General features: G+C 32.1%; 23 protein-coding genes and 2 tRNA genes. 12 read left to right on the top strand and 13 right to left on the bottom strand.

Annotated features, from left to right (window positions below; genetic code table 11):
* Nucleotides 1-139: 139 nt before the first annotated feature.
* The 9 genes from rimO to AXE80_RS01860 all read right to left on the bottom strand — a co-directional run bounded on the left by rimO (nt 140) and on the right by AXE80_RS01860 (nt 7,101).
* On the bottom strand, nt 140-1,456 hold the full coding sequence (gene rimO, locus AXE80_RS01900) for a 30S ribosomal protein S12 methylthiotransferase RimO (RefSeq protein WP_068824226.1): 1,317 nt from the start codon (nt 1,454-1,456) through the stop codon (nt 140-142).
* A gap of 102 nt (nt 1,457-1,558) precedes the next feature.
* Nucleotides 1,559-2,512, bottom strand: a complete 954-nt coding sequence (ftsY, locus tag AXE80_RS01895; RefSeq protein WP_068824225.1) for a signal recognition particle-docking protein FtsY — start codon at nt 2,510-2,512, stop codon at nt 1,559-1,561.
* Nucleotides 2,513-2,613: 101 nt separating this feature from the next.
* On the bottom strand, nt 2,614-2,766 hold the full coding sequence (locus AXE80_RS01890) for a DUF4295 domain-containing protein (RefSeq protein WP_068824224.1): 153 nt from the start codon (nt 2,764-2,766) through the stop codon (nt 2,614-2,616).
* An 8-nt stretch (nt 2,767-2,774) separates the two neighbouring features.
* Nucleotides 2,775-2,957: a 50S ribosomal protein L33 gene (gene rpmG, locus AXE80_RS01885; protein WP_010134999.1), complete on the bottom strand. Its 183-nt coding sequence runs from the start codon at nt 2,955-2,957 to the stop codon at nt 2,775-2,777.
* A 28-nt stretch (nt 2,958-2,985) separates the two neighbouring features.
* On the bottom strand, nt 2,986-3,225 hold the full coding sequence (gene rpmB, locus AXE80_RS01880) for a 50S ribosomal protein L28 (RefSeq protein WP_068824223.1): 240 nt from the start codon (nt 3,223-3,225) through the stop codon (nt 2,986-2,988).
* 73 nt (nt 3,226-3,298) lie between these two features.
* A complete protein-coding gene (locus tag AXE80_RS01875) occupies nt 3,299-4,543 on the bottom strand; it encodes a CinA family nicotinamide mononucleotide deamidase-related protein (RefSeq protein ID WP_068824222.1) in 1,245 nt (414 codons plus the stop codon).
* Nucleotides 4,544-4,578: 35 nt separating this feature from the next.
* Nucleotides 4,579-5,190: a fumarylacetoacetate hydrolase family protein gene (locus AXE80_RS01870; RefSeq protein ID WP_068824221.1), complete on the bottom strand. Its 612-nt coding sequence runs from the start codon at nt 5,188-5,190 to the stop codon at nt 4,579-4,581.
* Nucleotides 5,191-5,283: 93 nt separating this feature from the next.
* Nucleotides 5,284-6,156: a formyltetrahydrofolate deformylase gene (gene purU, locus AXE80_RS01865; RefSeq protein WP_068824220.1), complete on the bottom strand. Its 873-nt coding sequence runs from the start codon at nt 6,154-6,156 to the stop codon at nt 5,284-5,286.
* Between the two features lie 105 nt (nt 6,157-6,261).
* Nucleotides 6,262-7,101, bottom strand: a complete 840-nt coding sequence (locus AXE80_RS01860; RefSeq protein ID WP_157359322.1) for a 1,4-dihydroxy-2-naphthoyl-CoA synthase — start codon at nt 7,099-7,101, stop codon at nt 6,262-6,264.
* A gap of 267 nt (nt 7,102-7,368) precedes the next feature.
* Between AXE80_RS01860 and AXE80_RS01855 the strand changes: the two genes are divergently transcribed.
* Nucleotides 7,369-9,258: a peptidase U32 family protein gene (locus AXE80_RS01855; RefSeq protein ID WP_068824219.1), complete on the top strand. Its 1,890-nt coding sequence runs from the start codon at nt 7,369-7,371 to the stop codon at nt 9,256-9,258.
* A gap of 107 nt (nt 9,259-9,365) precedes the next feature.
* On the opposite strand, the gene AXE80_RS01850 is transcribed toward AXE80_RS01855, so the two are convergent.
* Both AXE80_RS01850 and fabD read right to left on the bottom strand, forming a co-directional pair.
* Nucleotides 9,366-11,084 (bottom strand): putative glycoside hydrolase, encoded by a 1,719-nt coding sequence (locus tag AXE80_RS01850; RefSeq protein WP_068824218.1) that lies wholly within the window; start codon nt 11,082-11,084, stop codon nt 9,366-9,368.
* A 427-nt stretch (nt 11,085-11,511) separates the two neighbouring features.
* Nucleotides 11,512-12,393, bottom strand: a complete 882-nt coding sequence (fabD, locus tag AXE80_RS01845) for an ACP S-malonyltransferase (RefSeq protein ID WP_068824217.1) — start codon at nt 12,391-12,393, stop codon at nt 11,512-11,514.
* Between the two features lie 110 nt (nt 12,394-12,503).
* Here fabD and AXE80_RS01840 point away from each other — a divergent pair, with 110 nt between their 5' ends.
* The 10 genes from AXE80_RS01840 to AXE80_RS01795 all read left to right on the top strand — a co-directional run bounded on the left by AXE80_RS01840 (nt 12,504) and on the right by AXE80_RS01795 (nt 21,768).
* On the top strand, nt 12,504-13,199 hold the full coding sequence (locus AXE80_RS01840) for a queuosine precursor transporter (RefSeq protein WP_068824216.1): 696 nt from the start codon (nt 12,504-12,506) through the stop codon (nt 13,197-13,199).
* A 55-nt stretch (nt 13,200-13,254) separates the two neighbouring features.
* Complete coding sequence (locus tag AXE80_RS01835) at nt 13,255-13,965, top strand: DUF547 domain-containing protein (protein ID WP_068824215.1); 711 nt, start codon at nt 13,255-13,257, stop codon at nt 13,963-13,965.
* 5 nt (nt 13,966-13,970) lie between these two features.
* Nucleotides 13,971-14,306: an arsenosugar biosynthesis-associated peroxidase-like protein gene (locus AXE80_RS01830; RefSeq protein ID WP_068824214.1), complete on the top strand. Its 336-nt coding sequence runs from the start codon at nt 13,971-13,973 to the stop codon at nt 14,304-14,306.
* A gap of 86 nt (nt 14,307-14,392) precedes the next feature.
* Nucleotides 14,393-15,445, top strand: a complete 1,053-nt coding sequence (gene arsS / locus AXE80_RS01825) for an arsenosugar biosynthesis radical SAM (seleno)protein ArsS (RefSeq protein ID WP_068824213.1) — start codon at nt 14,393-14,395, stop codon at nt 15,443-15,445.
* A gap of 193 nt (nt 15,446-15,638) precedes the next feature.
* Entirely contained in the window at nt 15,639-16,385 is a 747-nt protein-coding gene (gene rlmB, locus AXE80_RS01820; protein WP_068824212.1) for a 23S rRNA (guanosine(2251)-2'-O)-methyltransferase RlmB, read from the top strand.
* Nucleotides 16,386-16,560: 175 nt separating this feature from the next.
* Complete coding sequence (locus AXE80_RS01815; RefSeq protein WP_068824211.1) at nt 16,561-17,160, top strand: PhnA domain-containing protein; 600 nt, start codon at nt 16,561-16,563, stop codon at nt 17,158-17,160.
* A 76-nt stretch (nt 17,161-17,236) separates the two neighbouring features.
* Nucleotides 17,237-18,193, top strand: coding sequence for an RluA family pseudouridine synthase (locus AXE80_RS01810; protein ID WP_068824210.1), 957 nt, complete (start codon nt 17,237-17,239; stop codon nt 18,191-18,193).
* A gap of 160 nt (nt 18,194-18,353) precedes the next feature.
* Nucleotides 18,354-19,223, top strand: coding sequence for a cupin-like domain-containing protein (locus AXE80_RS01805; protein ID WP_068824209.1), 870 nt, complete (start codon nt 18,354-18,356; stop codon nt 19,221-19,223).
* A 59-nt stretch (nt 19,224-19,282) separates the two neighbouring features.
* Nucleotides 19,283-20,008 (top strand): SIMPL domain-containing protein, encoded by a 726-nt coding sequence (locus AXE80_RS01800; RefSeq protein ID WP_068824208.1) that lies wholly within the window; start codon nt 19,283-19,285, stop codon nt 20,006-20,008.
* Nucleotides 20,009-20,331: 323 nt separating this feature from the next.
* Nucleotides 20,332-21,768, top strand: a complete 1,437-nt coding sequence (locus AXE80_RS01795; RefSeq protein ID WP_335673671.1) for an FAD-dependent oxidoreductase — start codon at nt 20,332-20,334, stop codon at nt 21,766-21,768.
* A gap of 45 nt (nt 21,769-21,813) precedes the next feature.
* On the opposite strand, the gene AXE80_RS01790 is transcribed toward AXE80_RS01795, so the two are convergent.
* Nucleotides 21,814-21,899, bottom strand: a tRNA-Leu gene (locus AXE80_RS01790).
* A gap of 28 nt (nt 21,900-21,927) precedes the next feature.
* Nucleotides 21,928-22,013: transfer RNA gene (locus tag AXE80_RS01785), tRNA-Leu, on the bottom strand.
* Between the two features lie 246 nt (nt 22,014-22,259).
* Between AXE80_RS01785 and cyoE the strand changes: the two genes are divergently transcribed.
* Complete coding sequence (gene cyoE, locus AXE80_RS01780) at nt 22,260-23,159, top strand: heme o synthase (RefSeq protein ID WP_068824207.1); 900 nt, start codon at nt 22,260-22,262, stop codon at nt 23,157-23,159.
* Nucleotides 23,160-23,161 lie beyond the last annotated feature (2 nt).

Genomic DNA, 23,161 nt, shown 5'->3' with positions numbered 1-23,161 from the left:
ACCTACCCCTAAATATTTATGTTTCAAATATACAAAGCATTATTTTTATAGCAATGAAAAAATTAAAAAAAGTTAAAATTTAATCTAAAAAGGTTTGTTTATTCACAAAACCTTATTTTTAAAGGCTTCTAAGCTAGGTTTAGGGACGAACTGGCTCACCATATAAATCAAAATCTCCTGCTTCTGATATTTTCACATCTACAAACTCTCCTGTTTTAATATAGAATTTACTCGCTTCGACCAACACCTCATTATCAACATCTGGTGAATCATGTTCTGTTCTACCAATAAAATACTCTCCTTCTTTTCTATCAAAAATACATCGATAAGTATTCCCTACTTTTTCTTGATTTAACTCCCAAGAAATTTGAGCTTGTAATTCCATGATTTCGGCAACTCTTTCTTCCTTTACTTCTTCAGGAACATCATCTACTAAAGTAGCTGCATGCGTATCTTCTTCATGAGAATAAGCAAAAACTCCTAAACGCTCAAAACGCATTTCTTGAACCCAAGCTTTTAATTCTTGAAATATTTCTTCTGTTTCTCCTGGATACCCCACAATTAAAGTAGTTCTAATCGCCATTTCTGGTACATGATTTCTAAACTCCTTTAATAATTTATTGGTTTTTTCATAAGTAGTACCTCTACGCATAGATTTTAAAATCTCCGTATTGATATGCTGTAAAGGAATATCTAAATAATTACAAACCTTAGGTTCTGATTTCATTACATCTAAAACATCCAAAGGAAAACCAGCTGGAAAAGCATAATGCAAACGAATCCATTCTATTCCTTCAACCTTTACCAATTCTTTTAACAAATCAGCTAAATTTCTTTTCCCATATAAATCTAAACCATAGTAAGTTAAATCTTGTGCTATTAGGATTAATTCTTTTATTCCGTTAGCAGCTAATTTACCAGCTTCAGTTACCAAATCCTCTATAGGAGTTGAGCGATGTTTTCCCCTCATTAAAGGAATTGCACAAAACGAACAAGGTCTATCACAACCTTCTGCAATTTTTAAATAAGCATAATGCTTAGGAGTAGTGGTTAAACGTTCCCCAATTAATTCATGTTTATAATCTGCCTCTAATACTTTTAATAAATTAGGTAAATCTTGCGTACCAAAATATTGATCTACATTACTAATTTCAGCTTCTAAATCTGGTTTATATCTTTCAGACAAACAACCTGTAACATATACTTTATCAACCAATCCTTGTTCTTTTTGATTAGCATAATGTAAAATAGTATTTACAGACTCTTCTTTGGCCTTACCAATGAATCCACAAGTATTAATCACAACAATATTCCCATCATCATTTTCATCTTCGTGAACAACATCTTTACCACTAGCCTTAAGTTGCCCCATTAAGACTTCAGAATCATAAACGTTTTTAGAACACCCTAGCGTTACCACGTTTATTTTATTTTGCTTTATTGTTTTTGTACGCATTTTATAGTATCAAGTATTCAGTACAAAGTATCTAGTACTGTACACATAAAAAAGACAGACTACATTCATAAAATAGCCTCTTTTTATATGTTCTGTTTTTTATTATTTAAAGAAAGAATCTACAAACTCAATTTTATTAAAAACCTGTAAATCATCTATTCCCTCACCTACTCCAATATACTTTACAGGAATTTTAAATTGATCTGAAATTCCTATAACCACACCACCTTTTGCAGTTCCATCTAATTTTGTTACCGCTAAAGCAGTTACCTCTGTTGCTAGTGTAAATTGTTTAGCTTGTTCAAATGCATTTTGACCAGTAGAACCATCTAAAACCAATAACACATCATGAGGAGCATCTGCTACCACTTTTTGCATCACTCGTTTTATCTTTGTTAACTCGGTCATTAAATTGATTTTATTATGCAAACGTCCTGCTGTATCAATAATTACTACATCTGCATTTTTTGCTACTGCAGATTTTAAAGTATCAAAAGCAACTGAAGCTGGATCAGAACCCATATCTTGTCTAACAAGAGGCACATCAACTCTATCTGCCCAAACTTGTAATTGATCAATTGCAGCCGCTCTAAAAGTATCCGCTGCACCAAGAACTACATTCAATCCTTTCTTTTTAAATTGCGCAGCAAGTTTACCAATAGTAGTAGTTTTTCCTACACCATTAACCCCTACAACCATTAATACATATGGTTTTTTATCAGCAGGGATTTCAAAGTCTACTGCATCTTCTCCACTAGTCTCAGACAATAAACCAGCAATTTCTTCTCTAAGAATCAAGTTCAATTCATCTGTACCTAAGTACTTATCCCTATCTACTCTTTCTTCTATTCTTTTGATAATTTTTAAAGTGGTATCTACACCAACATCCGAAGAAATTAACACTTCTTCTAAATCATCTAAAACATCATCATCAACTTTTGATTTTCCTGCAACTGCTTTAGACAGTTTTGAAAAAAAACTAGTTTTAGATTTTTCTAACCCTTTATCTAAGGTCTCTTTTTTGTCAGAAGAAAAAATTTTCTTAAAAAAACTCATATTTTATTAATTTACACTTATTACAACACGAAAGCGTTAAAATACAAAAAAAGCTACTCTCATGAATGAAAGTAGCCTTTGTATATAAATTTTACAAAAAATTATTTTTTTGCAAAAAAGTCTTTTACTTGTGCTGGGTCCATAATAGCTTCAACAAAAGTATAAGCTCCAGATTTTGGAGATTTTACCATTTTGATAGCTTTAGACAATCTCTTAGAACCTGTCTGTAACGATGCTACTGATTTCTTTGCCATATCCTATATTATTTAATTTCTTTGTGAACTGTCATTTTCTTTAAGATAGGATTAAATTTCTTAATCTCTAATCTATCTGGAGTATTCTTTTTGTTTTTAGTAGTAATGTACCTAGACGTACCTGGTTGCCCAGAAGCCTTATGCTCAGTACACTCTAAAATAACCTGTACTCTGTTTCCTTTTTTTGCCATCTCTATATATGCTTTTTATAAGAAAAAATTATTTAACTAAAAATCCTTTTTCTTTTGCTTCTTTAATTACAGCAGAAATACCTTTTTTATTGATATTTTTTAACGCAGCAGTAGATAACTTTAAAGTAATCCACTTATCCTCTTCAGGGATATAGAAACGCTTTGTAATTAGGTTAGCGTTAAATTTTCTTTTTGTTCTATTTAATGCGTGAGAAACATTGTTCCCAACCATTGCTTTTTTACCAGTAAGTTCACAAACTTTAGACATCTCGTAACAGTTTTAATTTAATTCTAAACGGAGTGCAAATTTAACAACAATAAATGGTACAAACAAAATTAATTTACTGATTTTTTAATATTTCTTTACTCAACATCTCAAAAGCCTTATTTTTCGCCTGTTCTACAACTTTTTCTCTTGGCTGACCAAAGTTAAATTGTTCTACAATTACTTGATTTTGTGTAGCAATTGCTATAAAAACCACCCCAACTTCTTCATCTGTATCGTCTGTTGACGGACCTGCATTTCCTGTAGTAGCAATAGCGTATTTAGAACCTGTTAACCTTTGTATTCCTAAAACCATTTCTTGAGCCACTTCTTTAGATACTACGCTAAACTTAGCAATCGTGTTTTTAGAAACCCCTAAAATATTCTGCTTTAATAAAGCATTATAAGCTACAACACCTCCTAAGAAAAAGGTTGATGCCCCACTTTTTTCGGTTAAATCACTCGCTATTCTCCCTCCTGTACAACTTTCTGCTACAGACAAGGTTTCTTTATGCTCTGTTAAATATTGATGAAGAAAATCTACATAACTTAGATCTCCCTGTATAATGCTTTCATCTTTAAAAACCAGCATTAATTCTTTTCCTAATTGTTGAATAGATTTTTCCAACAAAAATTTATCTTGATGAACCCCTGTTAGTCTTAACCTTAAACGTCCTGGGCTCGGTAGATAAGCCAATTTAATGAAGCTTGGCAAGTTATTCTCAAAATGAGAAAGCATATCTGCAGCATTACTTTCTCCAACCCCGTACAACACGTAGGTTTCGTATACCTGCGAAGGAAATCCTCCTATTTTTTTTAATCTAGGTAACACCTCAGCATCTATCAATCCTTTCATTTCAAAAGGAACTCCAGGTAGACTAATCACAATTTTTCCATTTTCTTCAAACCACATTCCTGCCGCTGTTCCTAACTTATTAGGTAAAATAGTTGCCTTTTTGGGCAACATGGCTTGTGTTTTATTTAATTCCGAAAAATGGATTCCTCTTTTTTTAAATCGAGCTTTGATATCTTCTAAAACTTCTGAATGCAACACCAGCTCATCATTAAAATAATCTACCAAAGTATATTTGGTAATATCATCTTTTGTAGGTCCTAAACCACCAGTAACAATAATTAAATCTGCAACAGAAAGCGCATGGTCTATTCCGTTGACTATAGCTTCTTGAGTATCAGAGATAGAAACTGTTTCTACCAACTCTACTCCCAACACATGTAATTTATTGGCTATCCACTGGCTATTGGTATCTAATACCTGACCAATTAAAATTTCATCTCCTATGGTAATGACACTTGCTTTCATATATACAAAAACAGAGGCAAAAGCCTCTGTTGAAATTATTTTACTTTAATATCTATTACTTTTTCGTCTTCTAAAAACCCCGTAAGTACATCATCTTTAGCAACTGCTCCTACTCCTACAGGCGTTCCTGTAAAAATAATATCTCCTTTTTTTAGAGTAAAGAATTGAGAAACATATGCTATCAATTCATCTATCTTAAAAATCATGTCTTTGGTATTTCCTATTTGTACCTTTTCATCATTTTTAGCTAAAGAAAAATTGATATCATTTAAGTCAGAAAAGTTTTCTTTTGAAAAAAAAGGACTAATCACAGCGCTACCATCAAATCCTTTTGCTTTTTCCCAAGGATGACCTGCTTTTTTTAATTTGGCTTGTAAATCTCTTGCAGTAAAGTCAATACCCAAACCAATTTCATCATAATATTTATGAGCAAATCTTTTACCTATAAATTTTCCTACTTTATTGATTTTTACCAAAACCTCAACTTCGTAATGTACTTCATTAGAAAAAGGCGGAATGATAAATGGATTTTTTTTAGGTAAAACTGAAGAATCTGGTTTTAAAAAAATCAATGGTTCTTCTGGTCTTTTGGATCCTAATTCTTTTATATGGTCTTCGTAATTTTGACCAATGCAAATGATTTTCATGCTATTAAGTATTAAGTACTGAGTACCGAGTATTTAGTACTATAGCTACGCTAACTATGTACTTCGTACTTTTTACTTTGTACTATTTAAATTTTATTCTCCCGTTTCTGGAAATACAATCGCTTTATTGTTATCTACAATTATTTGATTGTTTAAATGACATTTAACCGCTCTAGCCAACACCATCGTTTCTATATCAGCTCCTATAGCTTTTAACGTAGCTGGGGTACTCTCATGAGTTACACGCTCTACATCTTGCTCAATAATTGGCCCTTCATCTAAATCTTGTGTAGCGTAATGTGCAGTAGCACCTATTAACTTTACTCCTCTTTCATAAGCTCTCATATAAGGATTTGCTCCTTGAAAAGCAGGTAAAAAAGAATGGTGAATGTTGATGATTTTATTTGGGTAATGATTGATGAAATCATTAGATAAAATTTGCATATAACGAGCCATTACAATTAAATCAATATCATTAGAATCAAATAAATCTATCAATTGTTGTTCCTGCTCCTTTTTAGTTTCCTTAGTTACCGGTAAATGATAAAAAGGAATACCAAACATATCTGCAATTGGCTTTAACTTGGTGTGATTACTTACCACCATTTTTACATCGCAGTGCAATTTTTGCTCTTTATTACGCTGTAATAAATCGTATAAATTATGGGTGGTATGAGAAACCATTATGGCCACCTTTTGTTTTTTATTTCCGTAATCTACGCTCCAAACAATATCATATGCCGGTGCCAAACGAGCAAAACGCTCTTCTAATTGTTCTTTTGAAATAAGAACAGTATCATCTGACTCAATTCGTAAACGCATAAAAAACATTCCGTCAATTGAATTGGTATATTGTTGTGCACTTACCAAATTAAACCCTTCCTGATAAAAAAAATGGGTTAATTTAGATACAATCCCTTTTTGATCGGGACACTTTATTAAAAAAGTTATGATTTGTGGTTTCATTCTTTAAGTTTGTAAAGTCATCATGTTGGAAAGTCTATAAAGTTCTTAGTTCTACCTTAAATTATAAAACCTTTGATCTTGATAACTTTTCAACTTTAAACTTATTTATACTATATATTTTTTATCAAAATTTGGTTTACGCTTTTCTAAAAAGGCGTTTCTTCCTTCTTTAGCTTCATCTGTCATATAAGCCAAACGTGTTGCTTCTCCTGCAAAAACTTGTTGCCCTACCATTCCATCATCCGTTAAGTTCATTGCAAACTTTAACATTTTTATTGATAAAGGAGATTTTCCTAAAACCTCTTGAGCCCATTCGTAAGCAGTATCTTCTAACTCATCATGAGGAATAACAGCATTTACCATTCCCATTTCAAAAGCTTCTTGAGCAGAATAATTTCTACCTAAAAAGAAAATTTCTCTGGCTTTTTTCTGCCCTACCATTTTAGCCAAATAAGCAGAACCATAACCACCATCAAAACTAGTTACATCAGCATCTGTTTGTTTAAAAATAGCGTGTTCTTTACTCGCCAAAGTCATATCACATACTACATGTAAACTATGCCCGCCACCAACAGCCCAACCTGGTACAACAGCAATCACTACTTTAGGCATAAAACGAATTAATCGTTGTACTTCTAAAATGTTTAAACGATGCATTCCATCTTCACCCACATATCCTTGATGACCTCTTGCTTTTTGATCTCCTCCTGAACAGAAAGAATACACTCCATCTTTACTACTAGGCCCTTCTGCAGACAATAAAATGACTCCAATAGAAGTATCTTCTTGTGCATCGTAAAAAGCATCATATAATTCCGAAGTTGTTTTAGGTCTAAAAGCATTCCTAACATCAGGTCTATTAAAAGCAATTCTTGCTACCCCATTGCATTTTTTATAAGTAATATCTTCGTATTCCTTAGCTGTTTTCCAGTTGATTGTTGACATGCGCTCTATGTTTCTTTTTGTTTTTAATAACAGCTGGTAAAGTTATCATTTTAATTTTATTTCATTCTCTGTTTTCATCAATCTACAAAGCAAAGAGAAAATCATCTTAAACCTTTGATTATTAATTATTTTACCAACTAAAAATAGTAACTTTGCAGTCCCCAATTTTTAAAACAAATAACATTCTATGTCTAATCCTTTGATAAAAAGCATTTTATCGCACAAGTACAGAGGTACTAAGGAATAGCTAAAGAATTTATACTACTTATGAAAAAAAAGGTTGAAATTTTAGCACCTGCCAAAAATCTTATTCAAGGAATGGCAGCCATTAATGCAGGAGCAGATGCAGTTTATATTGGAGCTCCTCAGTTTGGAGCAAGAACAAATGCAAACAATTCGGTGGCAGATATTGCCGAAATGGTTAGATATGCTCACTTGTTTAAAGCACAAGTTTTTGTAGTTATCAACACCATTTTATATGATGATGAACTTGAAACTTGTGAAAAATTAATTCACGAATTATACCACATAGGTGTTGATGCTTTAATTGTGCAAGACATGGCCATTTTTGAAATGAACTTGCCTCCTATCGTAATTCACGCAAGCACACAAGCCAACAACAGAGAACCTAAACAAGTAGAGTTTTTACGAAAAGCTGGAATGAAGCGTGTGGTTTTGGCTAGAGAATTAAATCTAGATCAGATAAAAGAGATTAACGAAGCTTGTGATGTTGAGTTAGAATTCTTTGTATCCGGTGCTTTATGTGTTTCTTTTAGTGGAAACTGTTATATGAGTGTTGCTGGTGGAGAACGTAGTGCCAACCGTGGTTCATGCGCACAAAACTGTAGATTACCCTACAAACTTACTGATGGAAACAACGAAACTTTAATAGAAAGCAGTCATTTACTATCTATCAAAGATTTAGATTTAAGTGATCAATTACCTCAAATGATTGAAGCTGGGGTAATGTCTTTTAAAATTGAAGGTCGTTTAAAAGATGTTGTTTATGTTAAAAACAATGTGTCTTACCTAAGAAAGAGATTAGATGATTTCTTAAATGGTGATGGAAAAGAAAGATTTCAAAAAGCTTCTTCGGGTAGAACTTTCTACACTTTTGATGCCGAAATGGACAGAAGTTTTAACCGTGGATATACAGACTATTTTGTAAACAAACGTATTGCAAAAATAGGATCATGGGAAAGTCCTAAATCTAAAGGGCAAATTATAGGTAAAGTAGTTGAAGTTAAAAACGGAAAATATCTGATTGAAAATGCTGAAAAGCTAAACAACGGTGATGGACTTTACTTTATTAATGAGGAAAACGAAGCTGATGGAGTACAAATCAACACTGTAGAAAACGGGTGGATTACTCCAAACAACTATAAAAACATTCCTGTAGGAACCTTAATTTCTAGAAACTCTGATGCTAACTTTAACAAGCAAGTTGAAAAAGACAACAGTGCTATCAGAAAAATTGGAGTGGAACTAAAGTTTGAAGAAACTCAATATGGATTTTTATTAACCGCTACCGATGAAGATGGTCATGTTAGCTCCGAAGGATTTAAAATCACCAAAGAATTAGCTAAAAAAGAAGGTTTCTTAAAAGGTAACCTAGAAAAAAACTTAGTTAAAACAGGAAACACTCCTTTTATTGTTGATGATATTACTATTGATGTAAAAGACAATTGGTTTGTGCCTATCTCTAAAATTAATGAGATTAGAAGAACAGTTTTAGACAAACTAATAGATATTCGAATTGAGGAATACCATAGAGATGAGCAAGCTATTGTAAAAACAGATCATCCTTATCCTGAAAAAACATTAGACTTTACATACAACGTATCTAATAAATTAGCAAGACAATTTTACAAAAGACATGGTGTAGAGGAAATTGAAAAAGCTTTTGAATTACAGTGGGAACCTGGAAAAGCAAGAGTTATGACTACCAAGTATTGTGTAAAATACGAATTGGGTAAATGCGCAAGATTCCAACGTGCTACTATGGGAGAAAAACTAAAAGAACCATTAACTCTTTCTCATGGTGAAACAGAATACAAACTAAAATTTAACTGCAAACCTTGTGAAATGGAAATTTGGGAAAAAGATGCAGAACTTAAATATGAAGAAGATGAATTTGAATGGGAGAAGTTTGATTAAATAATTACCTATTTTAAATTTTATAGTCACTAAAAAACTCTATCATTAAAGTAATATAAAAAACCATCTGATCATTTTCAGATGGTTTTTGTTTATATAGATATTGTTTATTTTTTTATAATCTTTTGAGTATATACTCCTGAGATATTTGAAACTTTAACAATATAATTTCCTGAAAACAAACTACTAAAATCAACAGGTGTAGTTTTCCCTATTAAATGACCTGAAAGTACTGTTTGACCTTTAAAATTAATAACCTCATAAGTTGTTTCTAAATGATCTCTAGTACCTATCAACAGTTCATTTTCTACTGGATTTGGATAAATATTACATTCTAAATCTCCTACATTTGAGATTTCATTTATAAACACCCCTTGACTAGTATCCAATACACTCTTCGGATCTTTTTTCATAGAAGAATTTACAATATTTTTAAAAACTTGAACCTCTGCTAAAGCTAAGGGTTTAGTAGTATCATTTTGCCTAATTCTTACTCTTTTTACATTCATCCCTCCTAAGTTAAGAGTTACTGAAGGGTTTGGATAAGATGTAAATGTCTGATAAAAAATTCTAGTATTGCTAGCATCGTAAATTAATACTGTAAAATTTGACAAAGAAGCTTGATGAACACTATCCATCCTACCATATATATTAATATCCCCAATACTATACTCCGCTCCTAAATCTACTTCCCACCATGCTTTATTTGATGATGCATTAGCAAAACTTACAGATCCATTAGCCCAATATCCATCCGTATTACCATCAATAGCCCTAGAGGCAACCCCTCCTGCCCCTGTACTCGATTGACTAGCAGTACCAGACAAGGCTAGGTTGGTAGTAGAACCCCATATGATAGAAGAAGTTTTATTTTCTAAATCCACCGTTACTGATGCATTTTCGAATGTTCTCGTATAGACATAACCATTTACTGTTGCTTTTCCTAGTGGAGCCCCAATATTTTTACCAAAGTCTTCATGCCAATAAGTAAGTGCATTTGAACTATAATCAATTCCTTCTTGATCTACGTAACGATAAAAACTTCTATTATTTGCTATAATAAGATAACAAGCCAAACTAAACTTATGATCTGTTGAATTCCATGCTGGTTCATGCTCTGAATTTGCAATAATATATTTTTCTCCTGGAACTAATAGCAATTCATCAAGTAAAACTTTTCCTTTCTCCTTTGTATCGCAAGTACTATTCATAAATTTCTCCACAAATACACCATCCGCATGATTTAGAGTTGATAAACCCGCTAACAAACTTCCTCCATTAACCGGTGTATAAAACCCATTATAGATAACAAGCCCTGGTAATTGATCCATCATATTCTCCAACTCCGACAGTGCTGTCGCTCCTTGTATACCTACTACATTAGGAACAGCATCTACAAAAACTCCCTCATGCCAAGCATTATTTACTTGATCCTCTGCAATACTTACCCACCAGTTTCTAAAATTTGAATTTGTATAATCCCATCTATCATCAGGTCTTACCCATGAAGGATTACTGGTAACGGCATCTTGAACAGTAGCATAAATATCATCAAATATTTTTGACGAATTCCAATAAAACAAAGGTTTACAGACTGAGTTATTTGTATTAATCTGTTGAGCTGCTAGATTGGACGCAAATTCCGATGTTGGATTTCCGTAAATATTTCTCGCGTGACGTTTTTCAATAGTAAACAAAAAGTTGTGATTGGCTATCCAGCTATATTCAGCTTGACTAAAACCATCTTGATTATAAGCATGTCCATACAACCTTACCGAGGACCAATCTCCTGTACCTACAACCTGAGCATAACTCTGGCTTGACATTACGATTAGCAAAACAGTTAAACACTTAAAACAAATGGAATAAAAATTTGTTTTGAGAAAATAGTCCTTTAATAATTTTAGTTTATTCATCATAAATATGATTTTTAGTTAGAAATTAAGTTTACACATTTAAAAAAATGCCTTAACAATGTAATTTCTTTTCTTAAAATCAATTTGCTGATTTAATGCATTAAAAAATAAAAATGACTTTTCCCATACAGTAAAGGCTCACTCCACAAAACACTCATACTCTAATTTAACTAACACATGAATAGAGTATAAAAAAACACTTAAGAACCTAAAAAAACTACCAATAATACATTATTAACTACCTAAAAAAACTAATTTCATAAAAAAAACACTTAAAATTAATAAAACAAAAAAGCCCTTGCTTTCACAAGGGCTTTTAAACTTAAAGTTTTATCTCTTAAATTTCTGCACTACTTCTAGCTACAGATCTATCAATTTTTGCAAATAAACCTTGTAATACTTTACCTGGTCCAACTTCAATAACTTCTGTTGCTCCATCAGCAATCATAGCTTGTGCACATTGTGTCCACTTAACAGCTCCTGTTAATTGAGCAATTAAGTTTTCTTTAATTTCCGCTGGGTTAGTAACTGCTTTTGCTACCACATTTTGATATACTGGGCAAGAAGGCTCATTAAACTGAGTAGCTTCTATAGCCGCGGCCAACTCTTCTTTTGCTGGTGCCATTAATGGTGAGTGAAATGCTCCACCTACAGGCAATAATAATGCTCTACGAGCTCCTTTTTCTGTAGCCAATTCGCAAGCTGCTTTTACTGCTTCTAATTCACCAGAAATCACTAATTGTCCTGGGCAGTTATAATTTGCTGCTACCACATCTCCATCAATTGCTGCACAAATTTCTTCTACCACTGCATCTTCTAATCCTAAAACAGCAGCCATGGTCCCTGCTTGTAATTCACAAGCTTTTTGCATAGCATCAGCACGTTTAGCAACTAATTTTAATCCATCTTCAAAAGATAAAGTTCCGTTAGCAACCAAGGCAGATAATTCTCCTAAAGAATGTCCTGCTACCATATCAGCTTTAAAATCATCTCCTAAAACTTTTGCTAAAATTACAGAATGTAAAAATACTGCTGGTTGAGTTACGTTGGTTTGCTTTAAATCATCTGCAGAACCTTCAAACATAATTTTAGTAATTTCAAATCCTAAAATCTCATTTGCTTGTTCAAATAATTCTTTAGCCAATGGAGAGTTATCATATAAATCTTTCCCCATTCCTGTAAACTGTGCTCCTTGTCCAGGAAATACATATGCTTTCATAAAAATTAGTTTTTCTAAATTTTGTGGGGCAAAAATAACAAAAAAGCCCTAAAAGAATCTTTGTTTTGTGTAAAGTGTAGTATTTTTAAGGAAGATAACATAAATACTGTATGATTACAAAAAAAGAGAAACTAGCAACCTTTATTTATTTAATTCTCGCAACCCTATTTATTACTTCGTTGGTGGTTTCTAATTTAATATTTCAAAAGTTTTTTTATTGGGAACCTTTTGGATGGTATCGATTTGAAATTTCTGTAGGAATTTTACCTTACCCCATTACTTTTTTAATTACAGATACTATTTCTGAAATTTACGGAAAGAAAAAAGCCAATCAAGTGGTGATTGTCGGGATTTTTGCTTCCGTATTTTCCATGTTTATTATCTATATAGCTAGTCAAGTACCCGCTATTGAAAGTTCTGCTATTAACGACAATACTTTTAATAAAGTTTTTGGTTTATCTCCCTTAGGTGTATTGGCTTCTATGTTGGCCTATTTAACTGCTCAATTTATTGATATCAAAATTTATCATTTTTGGAAAAACTACACCAAAGGAAAACATTTATGGTTACGTAATAATTTTTCGACTTTTACCTCTCAATTAATAGACACCTCCTTAGTTGTTGGTTTACTTTGCCTCTTTAAAGTTTTCCCATGGAGTTCTTTTATACCTTTTGTAATTAGTGGATTTTTATTTAAAATAATCATCGCTTTATTAGATACGCCAATACTTTATTTAATTGTTTACTACATGAGAAGAAAATTTAATTTAGACGAGAATCAAGAAATAAAAAAATTAGTTCTGTAATGATTTAAGGTAACGCTCAACTAAGCTACTGTCTAATTATTCTCATTTAACTTTTATGAAACAAATAATACTCCTTTTTATCTTATTTATCAGTTTTACTAGCTTTTCTCAATCAACCCTGTGGAATCAATTATTACAAAAACACGTTGATCAAAAAGGATGGGTAAACTATGATGGTTTTAAAAATGATAACATCAAACTAAATCAATATTTATCTTATTTAGCAAACACACAACCGGATGATCATTGGAGTGATAGTAAACAAAAAGCTTTTTGGATAAATGCTTACAACGCTTACACGATTAAGCTAATCCTAAAGCATTACCCATTAAAATCTATTTTAGAAATTAAAAAAGATGATAAAAACGCTTGGGAAATTCCTTTTGTAAAAATTGGAAGTAAAACCTATACTTTAAATGATGTTGAACATAAAATTCTTAGAAAAAAATATAAAGATCCTAGAATTCATGTAGGAGTAAATTGTGCTTCTATATCTTGCCCACAACTCCCTAACATTGCTTTTACTGAAAAAAATATAGACTCGCTATTGACCACACAAATGAATAGTTTTATCAACGATAGTAACCGAAACAATATATCCTTAAACAAAGTAGAATTATCTCAAATTTTTAACTGGTTTAAAGATGATTTTACCCAACAAACCGATTTAATTACTTTTATCAACCAATACAGCAACATTACCATAAATAATGGTGCAACTATTGATTATAAAGAATATAACTGGAACTTAAACAATCAAAAATAACAAGCATGCAAAAAACATATTACGATCCAAAAGACTTAAAAGATTTTGGAAAAATTAGCGAATGGGATCAAGAATTAGGAGATAAGTTTTTTGAATACTACGGAAAAGTATTTGAAGAAGGAGCCCTAACTGCTCGTGAAAAATCTTTAATAGCCTTAGCTGTATCTCACACCGTACAATGTGCTTACTGCATTGATGCTTATACATCAGACGGATTAAAACGTGGATTGGAAAGAGAAGAAATGATGGAAGCCGTACATGTAGCTGCTGCTATAAAATCTGGAGCAACTTTGGTTCACGGTGTTCAAATGATGAAAAAATACGATAAACTATCGTTTTAGTACAGAGTACAAAGTAACGAGTACAGAGCTAAAAGTAGCTCCTGTAAAACTCAACACTCAATACTTACTACTTAATACTATTAAAAATGAAATCACTTGCAAAAAGAAAAGATAGTTTAGCAAATCCAAAAAATCAATTAGCCTTATTTAATAATGGGATTTTTGCCAATGGAGAGCTTCCTACTTTTAAACAAAAAGTTTCTGAAAGCAATCAATATCCTTTAAAGCCTAATAAACTTGAAATATTCCAAGTGAATTTGGGATATATGTGCAATCAAGTTTGTACACATTGCCATGTAGATGCTGGGCCAGACAGAAAAGAAATTATGACCACAGAAACCATGCAGCTGTGTTTAAATAAACTTAAAGAATCTGGCGCTACAACTTTAGATTTAACTGGTGGTGCGCCAGAAATGAATCCTAATTTTAGATGGTTTGTAGAAGAAGCTAGTAAAATTGGAATTCAAGATTTTATTGTTCGCTCTAACCTTACCATTCTTAGGGCCAATAAAAAGTATTATGACCTGCCAGAATTCTTTAAGAAACATAATGTTCATGTGGTTTCTTCTTTGCCTTTTTACAAACGTGGAAAAACGGACAAACAAAGAGGCGATGGTGTTTTTGATGCTTCTATTGAAGCTTTAAAAGAACTAAATAAAGTAGGATATGGAATACCAGGAACAGGCTTAAAATTAGATTTAGTTTACAATCCATCTGGAGCTTTTTTACCAGGAAATCAATTGGAACTAGAACAAGAATTTAAAAAGGCACTTAAGGAAGATTTCAACATCACTTTTAACAACTTATTCTCAATCACTAATTTACCCATTAGTCGCTTTCTAGAATTTTTAGTTGCATCTGAAAATTACGAAGATTATATGGATGAGTTGGTTGATGCTTACAATCCATCAGCAGTAGAAAACGTTATGTGTAAAAACACCATTTCTATAGATTGGAATGGTAATTTATTTGATTGTGATTTTAATCAACAACTAGATTTAAAAGTAGCGACAAAAGGAAAACATATCTCTGAATTTAATATGAATGAATTAAACAACAGGCAAATTGTAGTCTCTCAACATTGTTATGGTTGTACAGCTGGAGCTGGGAGTAGTTGCCAAGGAGCGATTAGCGATTAGCGATTAGCGATTAGCGATTAGCGATTAGCGATTAGCGATTAGCGATTAGCGATTAGCGATTAGCGAAAAAAGAAATTCTCAGTTAAACGATTAAACAATTCAACAAATAAACATTAAAAAATATTGATTCCTGTTTTATAGTTTCTTGATTTCTAATAACTAATTCTTAAAACCAAAACATTACATTTGCAGCATGGAAAAACAATCATCAAAAATATTCGGAATTAGAGCTATTATAGAAGCAATCAACGCTGGTAACTCTATCGACAAAGTTTTTTTACAAAAAGATGTTAACGGTGCTTTAATGACCGAGCTAAAACAATTGATAAAAAACAACAATATTACCTCTAGCATTGTACCTGTTGAAAAACTAGACAGAATGTCTAGAGACAATAATCACCAAGGTGCTGCTGCTTTAATTGCTCCTATTTCTTTTTACGACTTAGATGCTTTAATTACAAGTACTATTGAAAAAGGAGAAACTCCTTTATTTATACTTTTAGATCAAATTTCTGATGTAAGAAACTTTGGAGCTATTATCCGTACTGCGGAATGTACTGGTGCCCACGGAGTAATTATTCCTAAAACAGGAAACGCTCCTATAAACGGAGAAACCGTAAAAACATCTGCAGGTGCTGCATTTAATGTACCTATTTGTAAAGTAGATCATATTAAAGACGCTATTTTTATGTTGCAAGCTGCAGACATCCAAATAGTATGTGCTACAGAAAAAACGGAAGAAACAGTTTATGATGCTGATTTCACAAAACCTACTGCAATCATTATGGGATCAGAAGACAGAGGAATCAATCCTTCTATTCTTAAAATAGTCGATGTTAAAGTAAAACTTCCTTTATTAGGAAAAATTAGTTCTTTAAATGTATCAGTTGCTTGTGGGGCTTTTTTATATGAAACCGTAAGACAGAGAATGAACAAGTAGCGATTAGCGATTAGCGATTAGCGATTAGCGATTAGCGATTAGCGATTAGCGATTAGCGATTAGCGATTAGCGATTAGCGATTAGCGATTAGCGATTAGCGATTAGCGATTAGCGATTAGCAAAAAAAAGAATTCTCAGTTAAACGATTAAAAAATTCAGCAAATAAACATCAAAAATGAATATTAGAGAAGAATTAGAAAAAAGAAGTGGAAACCAATGTGAGCTTTGTACTGCTACAGGAAACTTAAACGACCTTAGATTAAAACCAAGCTTAACAGACACTTTAGATACTAATATATTAATCTGTGATACCTGCAAAGACCAGATTGATAACCCTGAAAACATGGACACCAACCACTGGAGATGTTTAAACGACTCTATGTGGAGCGAACACAAAGCCGTACAAATTACAGCTTGGAGAATGTTAAACAGATTAAAAACAGAAGGTTGGCCACAAGATTTAATCGATATGATGTATTTTGAAGATGCTGATTTACGTTTTGCCGAAGCTACAGGAGATCATTTAAGCGATGATGAAAAAATTATCCACAGAGATTCTAATGGAGCTATTTTAGAAAACGGAGACACTGTTACTTTAATTAAAGATTTAGATGTTAAAGGTGGAGGGAACTTTACTGCTAAAAGAGGAACAGCAGTAAGAAACATTTCTTTAGTCCACGACAATGCAGAACATATTGAAGGACGTGTAGAAGGAACACACATTGTTATTTTAACCAAGTTTGTTAAAAAAGCAAATGCTCCGCAGCAATCATAAATAACAACTTTATTTCACAAAAGCTCGTAGAAACACACCTCTACGAGCTTTTGTTTTTTATTACTTTTGCAACACTATGAGCGCTATTTCTACAACGTATTTTAATCAGCAAATAAAGGCTATTACAGAACCTTTACCTGGCGCTGTTGCCTACCCTACTCAGTATAAACTTCCTGTTAAAAAAAAATATGAAGGATTAAATATTATTGATTTTTTTCTTGAACTAGTCCCACGTTCGAACAAAGATATTTGGCTAGAAAAAATACAGAATCAAACTTTATTGATTAACGGAAAACCCGCAACAACATCAACCATAGTAAAAGGAGGAGATATTACTCAACACACCTCAGAACCTAAAACAGAACCTTGGGTAAATAATAAAATAGACTTATTGTTTAGTGATGAAAACATCATTATTATTAACAAACCCGCTCCACTCCCAATGCACCCTAGCGGAAGGTTTAACAAGAATAGTTTAACCGAAATTTTAAAATTAGCACTACCCGAAGAAGATTTAAAAATCATCCATAGATTAGATGCCAACACCACAGGAATTGTTATTTTGGCTAGAAACAAAGAAATTGTAAAAAGTATAGGAGAACAGTTTGAAAACAAATCAGCCCAAAAAACTTATTTAGCCTTGGTTGAAGGAATTCCTAAAAAAGATTCTTTTAACACTAATACAAAAATAGGAATTCAGAAAACCGCCGGAGGAGGAAGAGCTAGTTCTAACCACGGAATAGAAGCCTACACAGAGTTTAAGGTTTTAGAAAGATATCCTAATAAAAATACCACATTGCTAGAGGTGATTCCTTATACTGGTAGAACTAATCAAATTAGACTACATTTAGCCGACTTAAACCATCCCATAGTTGGTGATTATGGATACAAGGACATCAACTACTTTAAAAACAATCCTCTTACATACGATACGGATTGTTTGTTCCTACATGCCTGGAAACTTTCTTTTACTTACCAAAACGAACCTTTTTTAATAGAAGCTCCTATTCCATCAAAATTCAACAATCATTAACCACCTGTGCTAAGGAATTTTATTTAGGTGTTTTATAGATTGTAGAAAAAAAGTAAATTTAAATTTCTATTACAGTAGTGAACGGTATATAAATTGCGGCTCTTACTTTAGCACTAGAAACAATATTTAAACAACACCTAATGGTGATTTGATTACTTAGATAAGTATGAATTTACAAAAAATAGAAACTACAACGGATTTAACAAAAGAAGAATTTATTGAAAAATATTTTATTCCTCAAAAACCTGTAGTTATAAAAAATGCATCCAAAAACTGGCCTGCAAATCAAAAATGGGATTTAAATTTTATGAAAGAGATTGCTGGTGATAAAGTTGTACCGCTTTATGATAACAGACCTATCGATCCAAAATCAAAATTTAATTCTCCTCATGCAGAAATGAAAATGAGTGATTATATTGATTTGCTAAAAAAAGAACCAACAGAATACCGAATCTTTTTGTGGAACATTCTTAAAGCTGTTCCAGAACTACAAAATGATTTTAAGTATCCTGACTATGGACTGACTTTTTTAAAAAGTATTCCCACCTTATTTTTTGGAGGAACCAATTCTTTTACCTTTATGCATTATGATATTGATTTAGCCAATATTTTCCATTACCATTTTGATGGTAAAAAACAGTGTATACTATTTGATCAAAATCAAAACAACTACTTATATAAAGTACCTAATTCACTTTTAACACTAAGAGATATTGATTTTTCTAATCCAAACTTAGAAAAATGGCCTGCCTTAAAAAACGCATCAGGATATATTACCGATTTAGAACACGGAGATATGCTTTATATTCCTGAAGGATATTGGCATTATATGAAATATATCACCCCTGGTTTTTCTATGAGTTTACGAACCATTCCCAAAAAACCAAAAAATCTAGCCAAAGCTGTTTACAACATCGTTGTGATGAGAAATATAGAAAACTTAATGCGAAAAACATTAGGCGAAAAATGGATGAATTGGAAATATAAAAAAGCCATTAGTGACACTCACAAACTAAATAATCTTGCTTAATATTATTTTGGCACGACTTTTACTCTTTAATACATCAAGTATTATTAAAACAAAAAAACATGAAAAAAAATAACATCATATTTGCAGCCATATTATTTATTGCTTGTGGTTTATCAACCATCAATGCTCAAATGATTTCATTAACAACTAAAGGAGAAGTAGAAGTTATTCCAGACATTGTATCAACAAATATTAGCATTACAAAAACCAACAAAGATGCTACTATCTTAAGAAAAGAAATTATTAAAATATCTGAAGAGTTAAATAAAAGATTCTCAAAATTAGATATAGATAAAAAAGATATCCAAACTAGTAATCTTCAAATCAACAAAGAATACAATTGGGTAAATAACGAAAAAGTTTTTAAAGGTTACCGTGCTAATATTAACACTAAAGTAATTTTTAGAAATCTTAAAGGTTTAGAAAAAATATATGCCGATTTATTAGACAACGAAGATATTACCTTAAACGGTCTTCATTATGATTATAGCAAAAAAGAAGAAGCAGAAAACGAAGCTTATATTAAAGCATTAAACAACGCAAATGTATTAGCTGAAAAATTATTTAACGAAACAAAATCTAAATCTTTTCATCTTAGTAAAGAACCTAAGATCGTTATTGAATCAATAAGCAATAATGGAGAAACCCCTACTCCAACACCAAGACCTATGTACAAAGCTTCTGCTAACTACGAAGTAATGGACGTAAATTCTTCTATGGTTGATGTTAACGCAGGAACCATTACCTATACCAAAAACCTAACAGTTGTATATAAAATGCTTTAAAAGGTAAAACCTAATTTTTCAGTTCAAGTGTATTTTACGAGTGAAATGAGTATTTTTCATCATCACTCGTAGCACTTCTCGATACACCCTGAAACAAGTTCAGGGCACTCGAAGTGACATTTTAAATCCTATGTCAGTTCGAGTTTGATTTGCTGTAGTGTAACGGAAACAAATCAAGTATCGAGAACTTATTTTCCTTCTACTTAATAAAAACTTTCCTTTTTTAGTAATTCCCTCAATTACAATGAGCATTTCATATTTTAAAAAGACCAGTAATTAGCATTTAAGTAAGTATGAATATTAATTTGTAAAAAACACGTCATATCCTCGACTACATCAAACAAAAACATAAAATGACTGAAATTATATTATACGGTGCCGATTGGTGCCCTGATTGCAGTAGAGCAAAATCATATTTAAAAGAGAACAATATTAATTTTGAATTTATAGATGTTGATCTTGACGAGGCAGCCACTCAAAAAGTAGAAACCATCAATAATGGAAAAAGAATTATTCCTACAGTTATCATCAACAACAAACCTTACACAAACCCAAACAACGCAAAACTTGCAAATGTTTTAGGTATTAACCCCGAAGGAAAACTAACATTGTTTGGAGCTGATTGGTGCCCTGATTGTAGAAGAGCTAAAAGCTACTTAGACGACAATAACATTAATTATCAATTTATTGATGTTGACAAACACGATTGGGCTACGGAAAAAGTTGAATCTATTAACAACGGAAAGAGAATAATTCCAACCATTATTCTAAACGATACTCCCTATACAAACCCTAACAATGCGAAGCTTAAAGAATTATTAAACATTGATAGTAATAAAGAACATAAAGTATACGATAGTATTATTATTGGCGGTGGAGCTGCTGGTTTAACAACAGCTATTTATGCACAAAGAGACAGATTTAGTACTTTAATTTTAGAAAAAAAGAACATTGGAGGAAATGCCTTTTTAACAGAAAAAATTGAAAACTACCCTGGATTTAATGAAATTTCTGGACCCAAACTGATGGAACGAATGGAGCATCAAGCCAAAACGTATGGTGCAGAAATTAAAACAGGCGAAGAGGTTTCTGCTATAGAAAAAAAAGGAGACTTATTTAAGTTAACCACTATTATGGGAACTTATTTAACCAAAACAGTTGTATTGTCTACAGGTTCTACTTACAGAAAATTAGGAATCCCAAACGAGAACGATTTAATTGGTTCTGGAGTACACTTTTGTGCTACCTGTGATGGGGCTTTTTACAGAGATAAAGAAGTAATAGTTATTGGAGGAGGAAACTCCGCTTTAGAAGAAGGAATTTTCCTAGCAGGATTCTGCAAAACAGTAAAAATCATTAACAGATCAAAAGAATTTAAGGCTTCTAAAACCTATATAGAAAAACTAAACAGTATTAAAAACATTGAAGTACACATCGATAGTTCTCCAGTTGAATTCACCAAAAATGATAAAGATTTATTTAAAGGAGTAATTATAAAAAACAACGAAACACAAGAGTCTAAAGAAATTAAGGCTGATGGAGCTTTTATATTTATTGGTTTAATTCCAAACACCAAAAGTTTTAAAAATATTGTTGATTTAAATGACAAAGGATTTATTACTACCAAAAATTTAGCTGAAACCTCTGTAAAAGGAATTTTTGCGGCTGGAGATTGCAGAGAAGGAGCCATTGCTCAAGTTGCTGCTGCTACAGGAGAAGGTGTATTAGCCAGTTATGGAATTAAAAATTATCTAAAATAAGGACATAAAAAAAAGGGAACAAATCATTAGATTTGTTCCCTTTCGTACTCAAGATGGGACTTGAACCCATACGGGCATTTCTGCCCACTGGATTTTAAGTCCAGCGTGTCTACCAATTCCACCACTTGAGCGTGTGTAAACCTATTCTTTAAAACTTTGTACTCAAGATGGGACTTGAACCCATACGGGCATTTCTGCCCACTGGATTTTAAGTCCAGCGTGTCTACCAATTCCACCACTTGAGCATTTAGTTTACACTAAATATTTGGTATGTTTAATACAATGTTATTTTGAACGTATGCATTTCTTTAAATGCGAGTGCAAATATAAGAGATATTTCTGTTCACCAAAAAATAAAAGTGCTTTTTTTTTATTTTTTTTTCATCCGTATAAATAACTATTAAAACTTAGGTATAATAAAATCTAGAAGTTCAATTCCTAAGAAAATAATATCTCTATCTTTGCACAAATTTTAGAAGTACAAAAACCCAATGCCAAATAAAGATAAAACACTGGTAATTAATAAAGGCACCTTTTTAAGCGACTTTAAACAACTTACCAAATTTGGACTTTCACTAAGTGTCGTATTTTCGGCAATAGCTGGTTATTTACTTGCAGCAGACACCATCGACTACACAATAGTATCATTATTAGCTATTGGAGGTTACTTAATGGTAGGAGCTTCTAATGCCTTTAATCAGATTATTGAGATAGATGCCGATAAATTGATGCAAAGAACAATGAATAGACCTTTGCCAACAGGTAGATATAATACCAATACCGCAATGGTTATCGCTATTGTTTTTACCATATTAGGATTATTTATTCTTTATACTATTAATGAAAAAAGCGCCCTACTTGGAGCGGTATCTATATTTTTATACACTTGTGCTTACACCCCTTTAAAAGGAGTAACTCCACTTGCTGTATTTGTAGGTGCTTTTCCTGGTGCAATACCTTTTATGCTAGGATGGGTAGCCGCTACGGATAGATTTGGGATTGAAGCTGGTATCTTTTTTATGATTCAATTCTTTTGGCAATTCCCTCACTTTTGGGCAATTGGTTGGTTAGGACATGATGAATATTTAAAAGCCGGATACAACTTATTACCAACTGGTAAAAGAGATAGAAAAACAGTTATACAAATACTATTATATACAGTACTTTTAATATTTGTGTCTATTATTCCTGTATTTAAACTAACAGGTGTGTTTTACATTTATCCTATAACTGCCATTGTTATTTTTATGAGTGGTGCTATTATTTTTTATTACGGGGTACAACTTTATAAGGATTTAAGTAAACAAACAGCAAAAAAGTTAATGTTGGCTAGTGTATTTTATATTACAGCCATTCAAATTATATATATCATAGATAAATTTCTCCACTAAAA

It is taken from the genome of Wenyingzhuangia fucanilytica, assembly GCF_001697185.1.
Taxonomy (GTDB): domain Bacteria; phylum Bacteroidota; class Bacteroidia; order Flavobacteriales; family Flavobacteriaceae; genus Wenyingzhuangia; species Wenyingzhuangia fucanilytica.
Note: the sequence above shows the minus strand (reverse complement) of the source record. Positions and strands in the feature narration are given on the sequence as shown.

Excerpts from the sequence above, each read along its gene's own strand:
- rimO (WP_068824226.1), bottom strand. The coding sequence starts at position 1,456 with ATGCGTACAAAAACAATAAAGCAAAATAAAATAAACGTGGTAACGCTA.
- ftsY (WP_068824225.1), bottom strand. The coding sequence starts at position 2,512 with ATGAGTTTTTTTAAGAAAATTTTTTCTTCTGACAAAAAAGAGACCTTA.
- AXE80_RS01890 (WP_068824224.1), bottom strand. The coding sequence starts at position 2,766 with ATGGCAAAGAAATCAGTAGCATCGTTACAGACAGGTTCTAAGAGATTG.
- rpmG (WP_010134999.1), bottom strand. The coding sequence starts at position 2,957 with ATGGCAAAAAAAGGAAACAGAGTACAGGTTATTTTAGAGTGTACTGAG.
- rpmB (WP_068824223.1), bottom strand. The coding sequence starts at position 3,225 with ATGTCTAAAGTTTGTGAACTTACTGGTAAAAAAGCAATGGTTGGGAAC.
- AXE80_RS01875 (WP_068824222.1), bottom strand. The coding sequence starts at position 4,543 with ATGAAAGCAAGTGTCATTACCATAGGAGATGAAATTTTAATTGGTCAG.
- AXE80_RS01870 (WP_068824221.1), bottom strand. The coding sequence starts at position 5,190 with ATGAAAATCATTTGCATTGGTCAAAATTACGAAGACCATATAAAAGAA.
- purU (WP_068824220.1), bottom strand. The coding sequence starts at position 6,156 with ATGAAACCACAAATCATAACTTTTTTAATAAAGTGTCCCGATCAAAAA.
- AXE80_RS01860 (WP_157359322.1), bottom strand. The coding sequence starts at position 7,101 with ATGTCAACAATCAACTGGAAAACAGCTAAGGAATACGAAGATATTACT.
- AXE80_RS01855 (WP_068824219.1), top strand. The coding sequence starts at position 7,369 with ATGAAAAAAAAGGTTGAAATTTTAGCACCTGCCAAAAATCTTATTCAA.
- AXE80_RS01850 (WP_068824218.1), bottom strand. The coding sequence starts at position 11,084 with ATGTCAAGCCAGAGTTATGCTCAGGTTGTAGGTACAGGAGATTGGTCC.
- fabD (WP_068824217.1), bottom strand. The coding sequence starts at position 12,393 with ATGAAAGCATATGTATTTCCTGGACAAGGAGCACAGTTTACAGGAATG.
- AXE80_RS01840 (WP_068824216.1), top strand. The coding sequence starts at position 12,504 with ATGATTACAAAAAAAGAGAAACTAGCAACCTTTATTTATTTAATTCTC.
- AXE80_RS01835 (WP_068824215.1), top strand. The coding sequence starts at position 13,255 with ATGAAACAAATAATACTCCTTTTTATCTTATTTATCAGTTTTACTAGC.
- AXE80_RS01830 (WP_068824214.1), top strand. The coding sequence starts at position 13,971 with ATGCAAAAAACATATTACGATCCAAAAGACTTAAAAGATTTTGGAAAA.
- arsS (WP_068824213.1), top strand. The coding sequence starts at position 14,393 with ATGAAATCACTTGCAAAAAGAAAAGATAGTTTAGCAAATCCAAAAAAT.
- rlmB (WP_068824212.1), top strand. The coding sequence starts at position 15,639 with ATGGAAAAACAATCATCAAAAATATTCGGAATTAGAGCTATTATAGAA.
- AXE80_RS01815 (WP_068824211.1), top strand. The coding sequence starts at position 16,561 with ATGAATATTAGAGAAGAATTAGAAAAAAGAAGTGGAAACCAATGTGAG.
- AXE80_RS01810 (WP_068824210.1), top strand. The coding sequence starts at position 17,237 with ATGAGCGCTATTTCTACAACGTATTTTAATCAGCAAATAAAGGCTATT.
- AXE80_RS01800 (WP_068824208.1), top strand. The coding sequence starts at position 19,283 with ATGAAAAAAAATAACATCATATTTGCAGCCATATTATTTATTGCTTGT.
- cyoE (WP_068824207.1), top strand. The coding sequence starts at position 22,260 with ATGCCAAATAAAGATAAAACACTGGTAATTAATAAAGGCACCTTTTTA.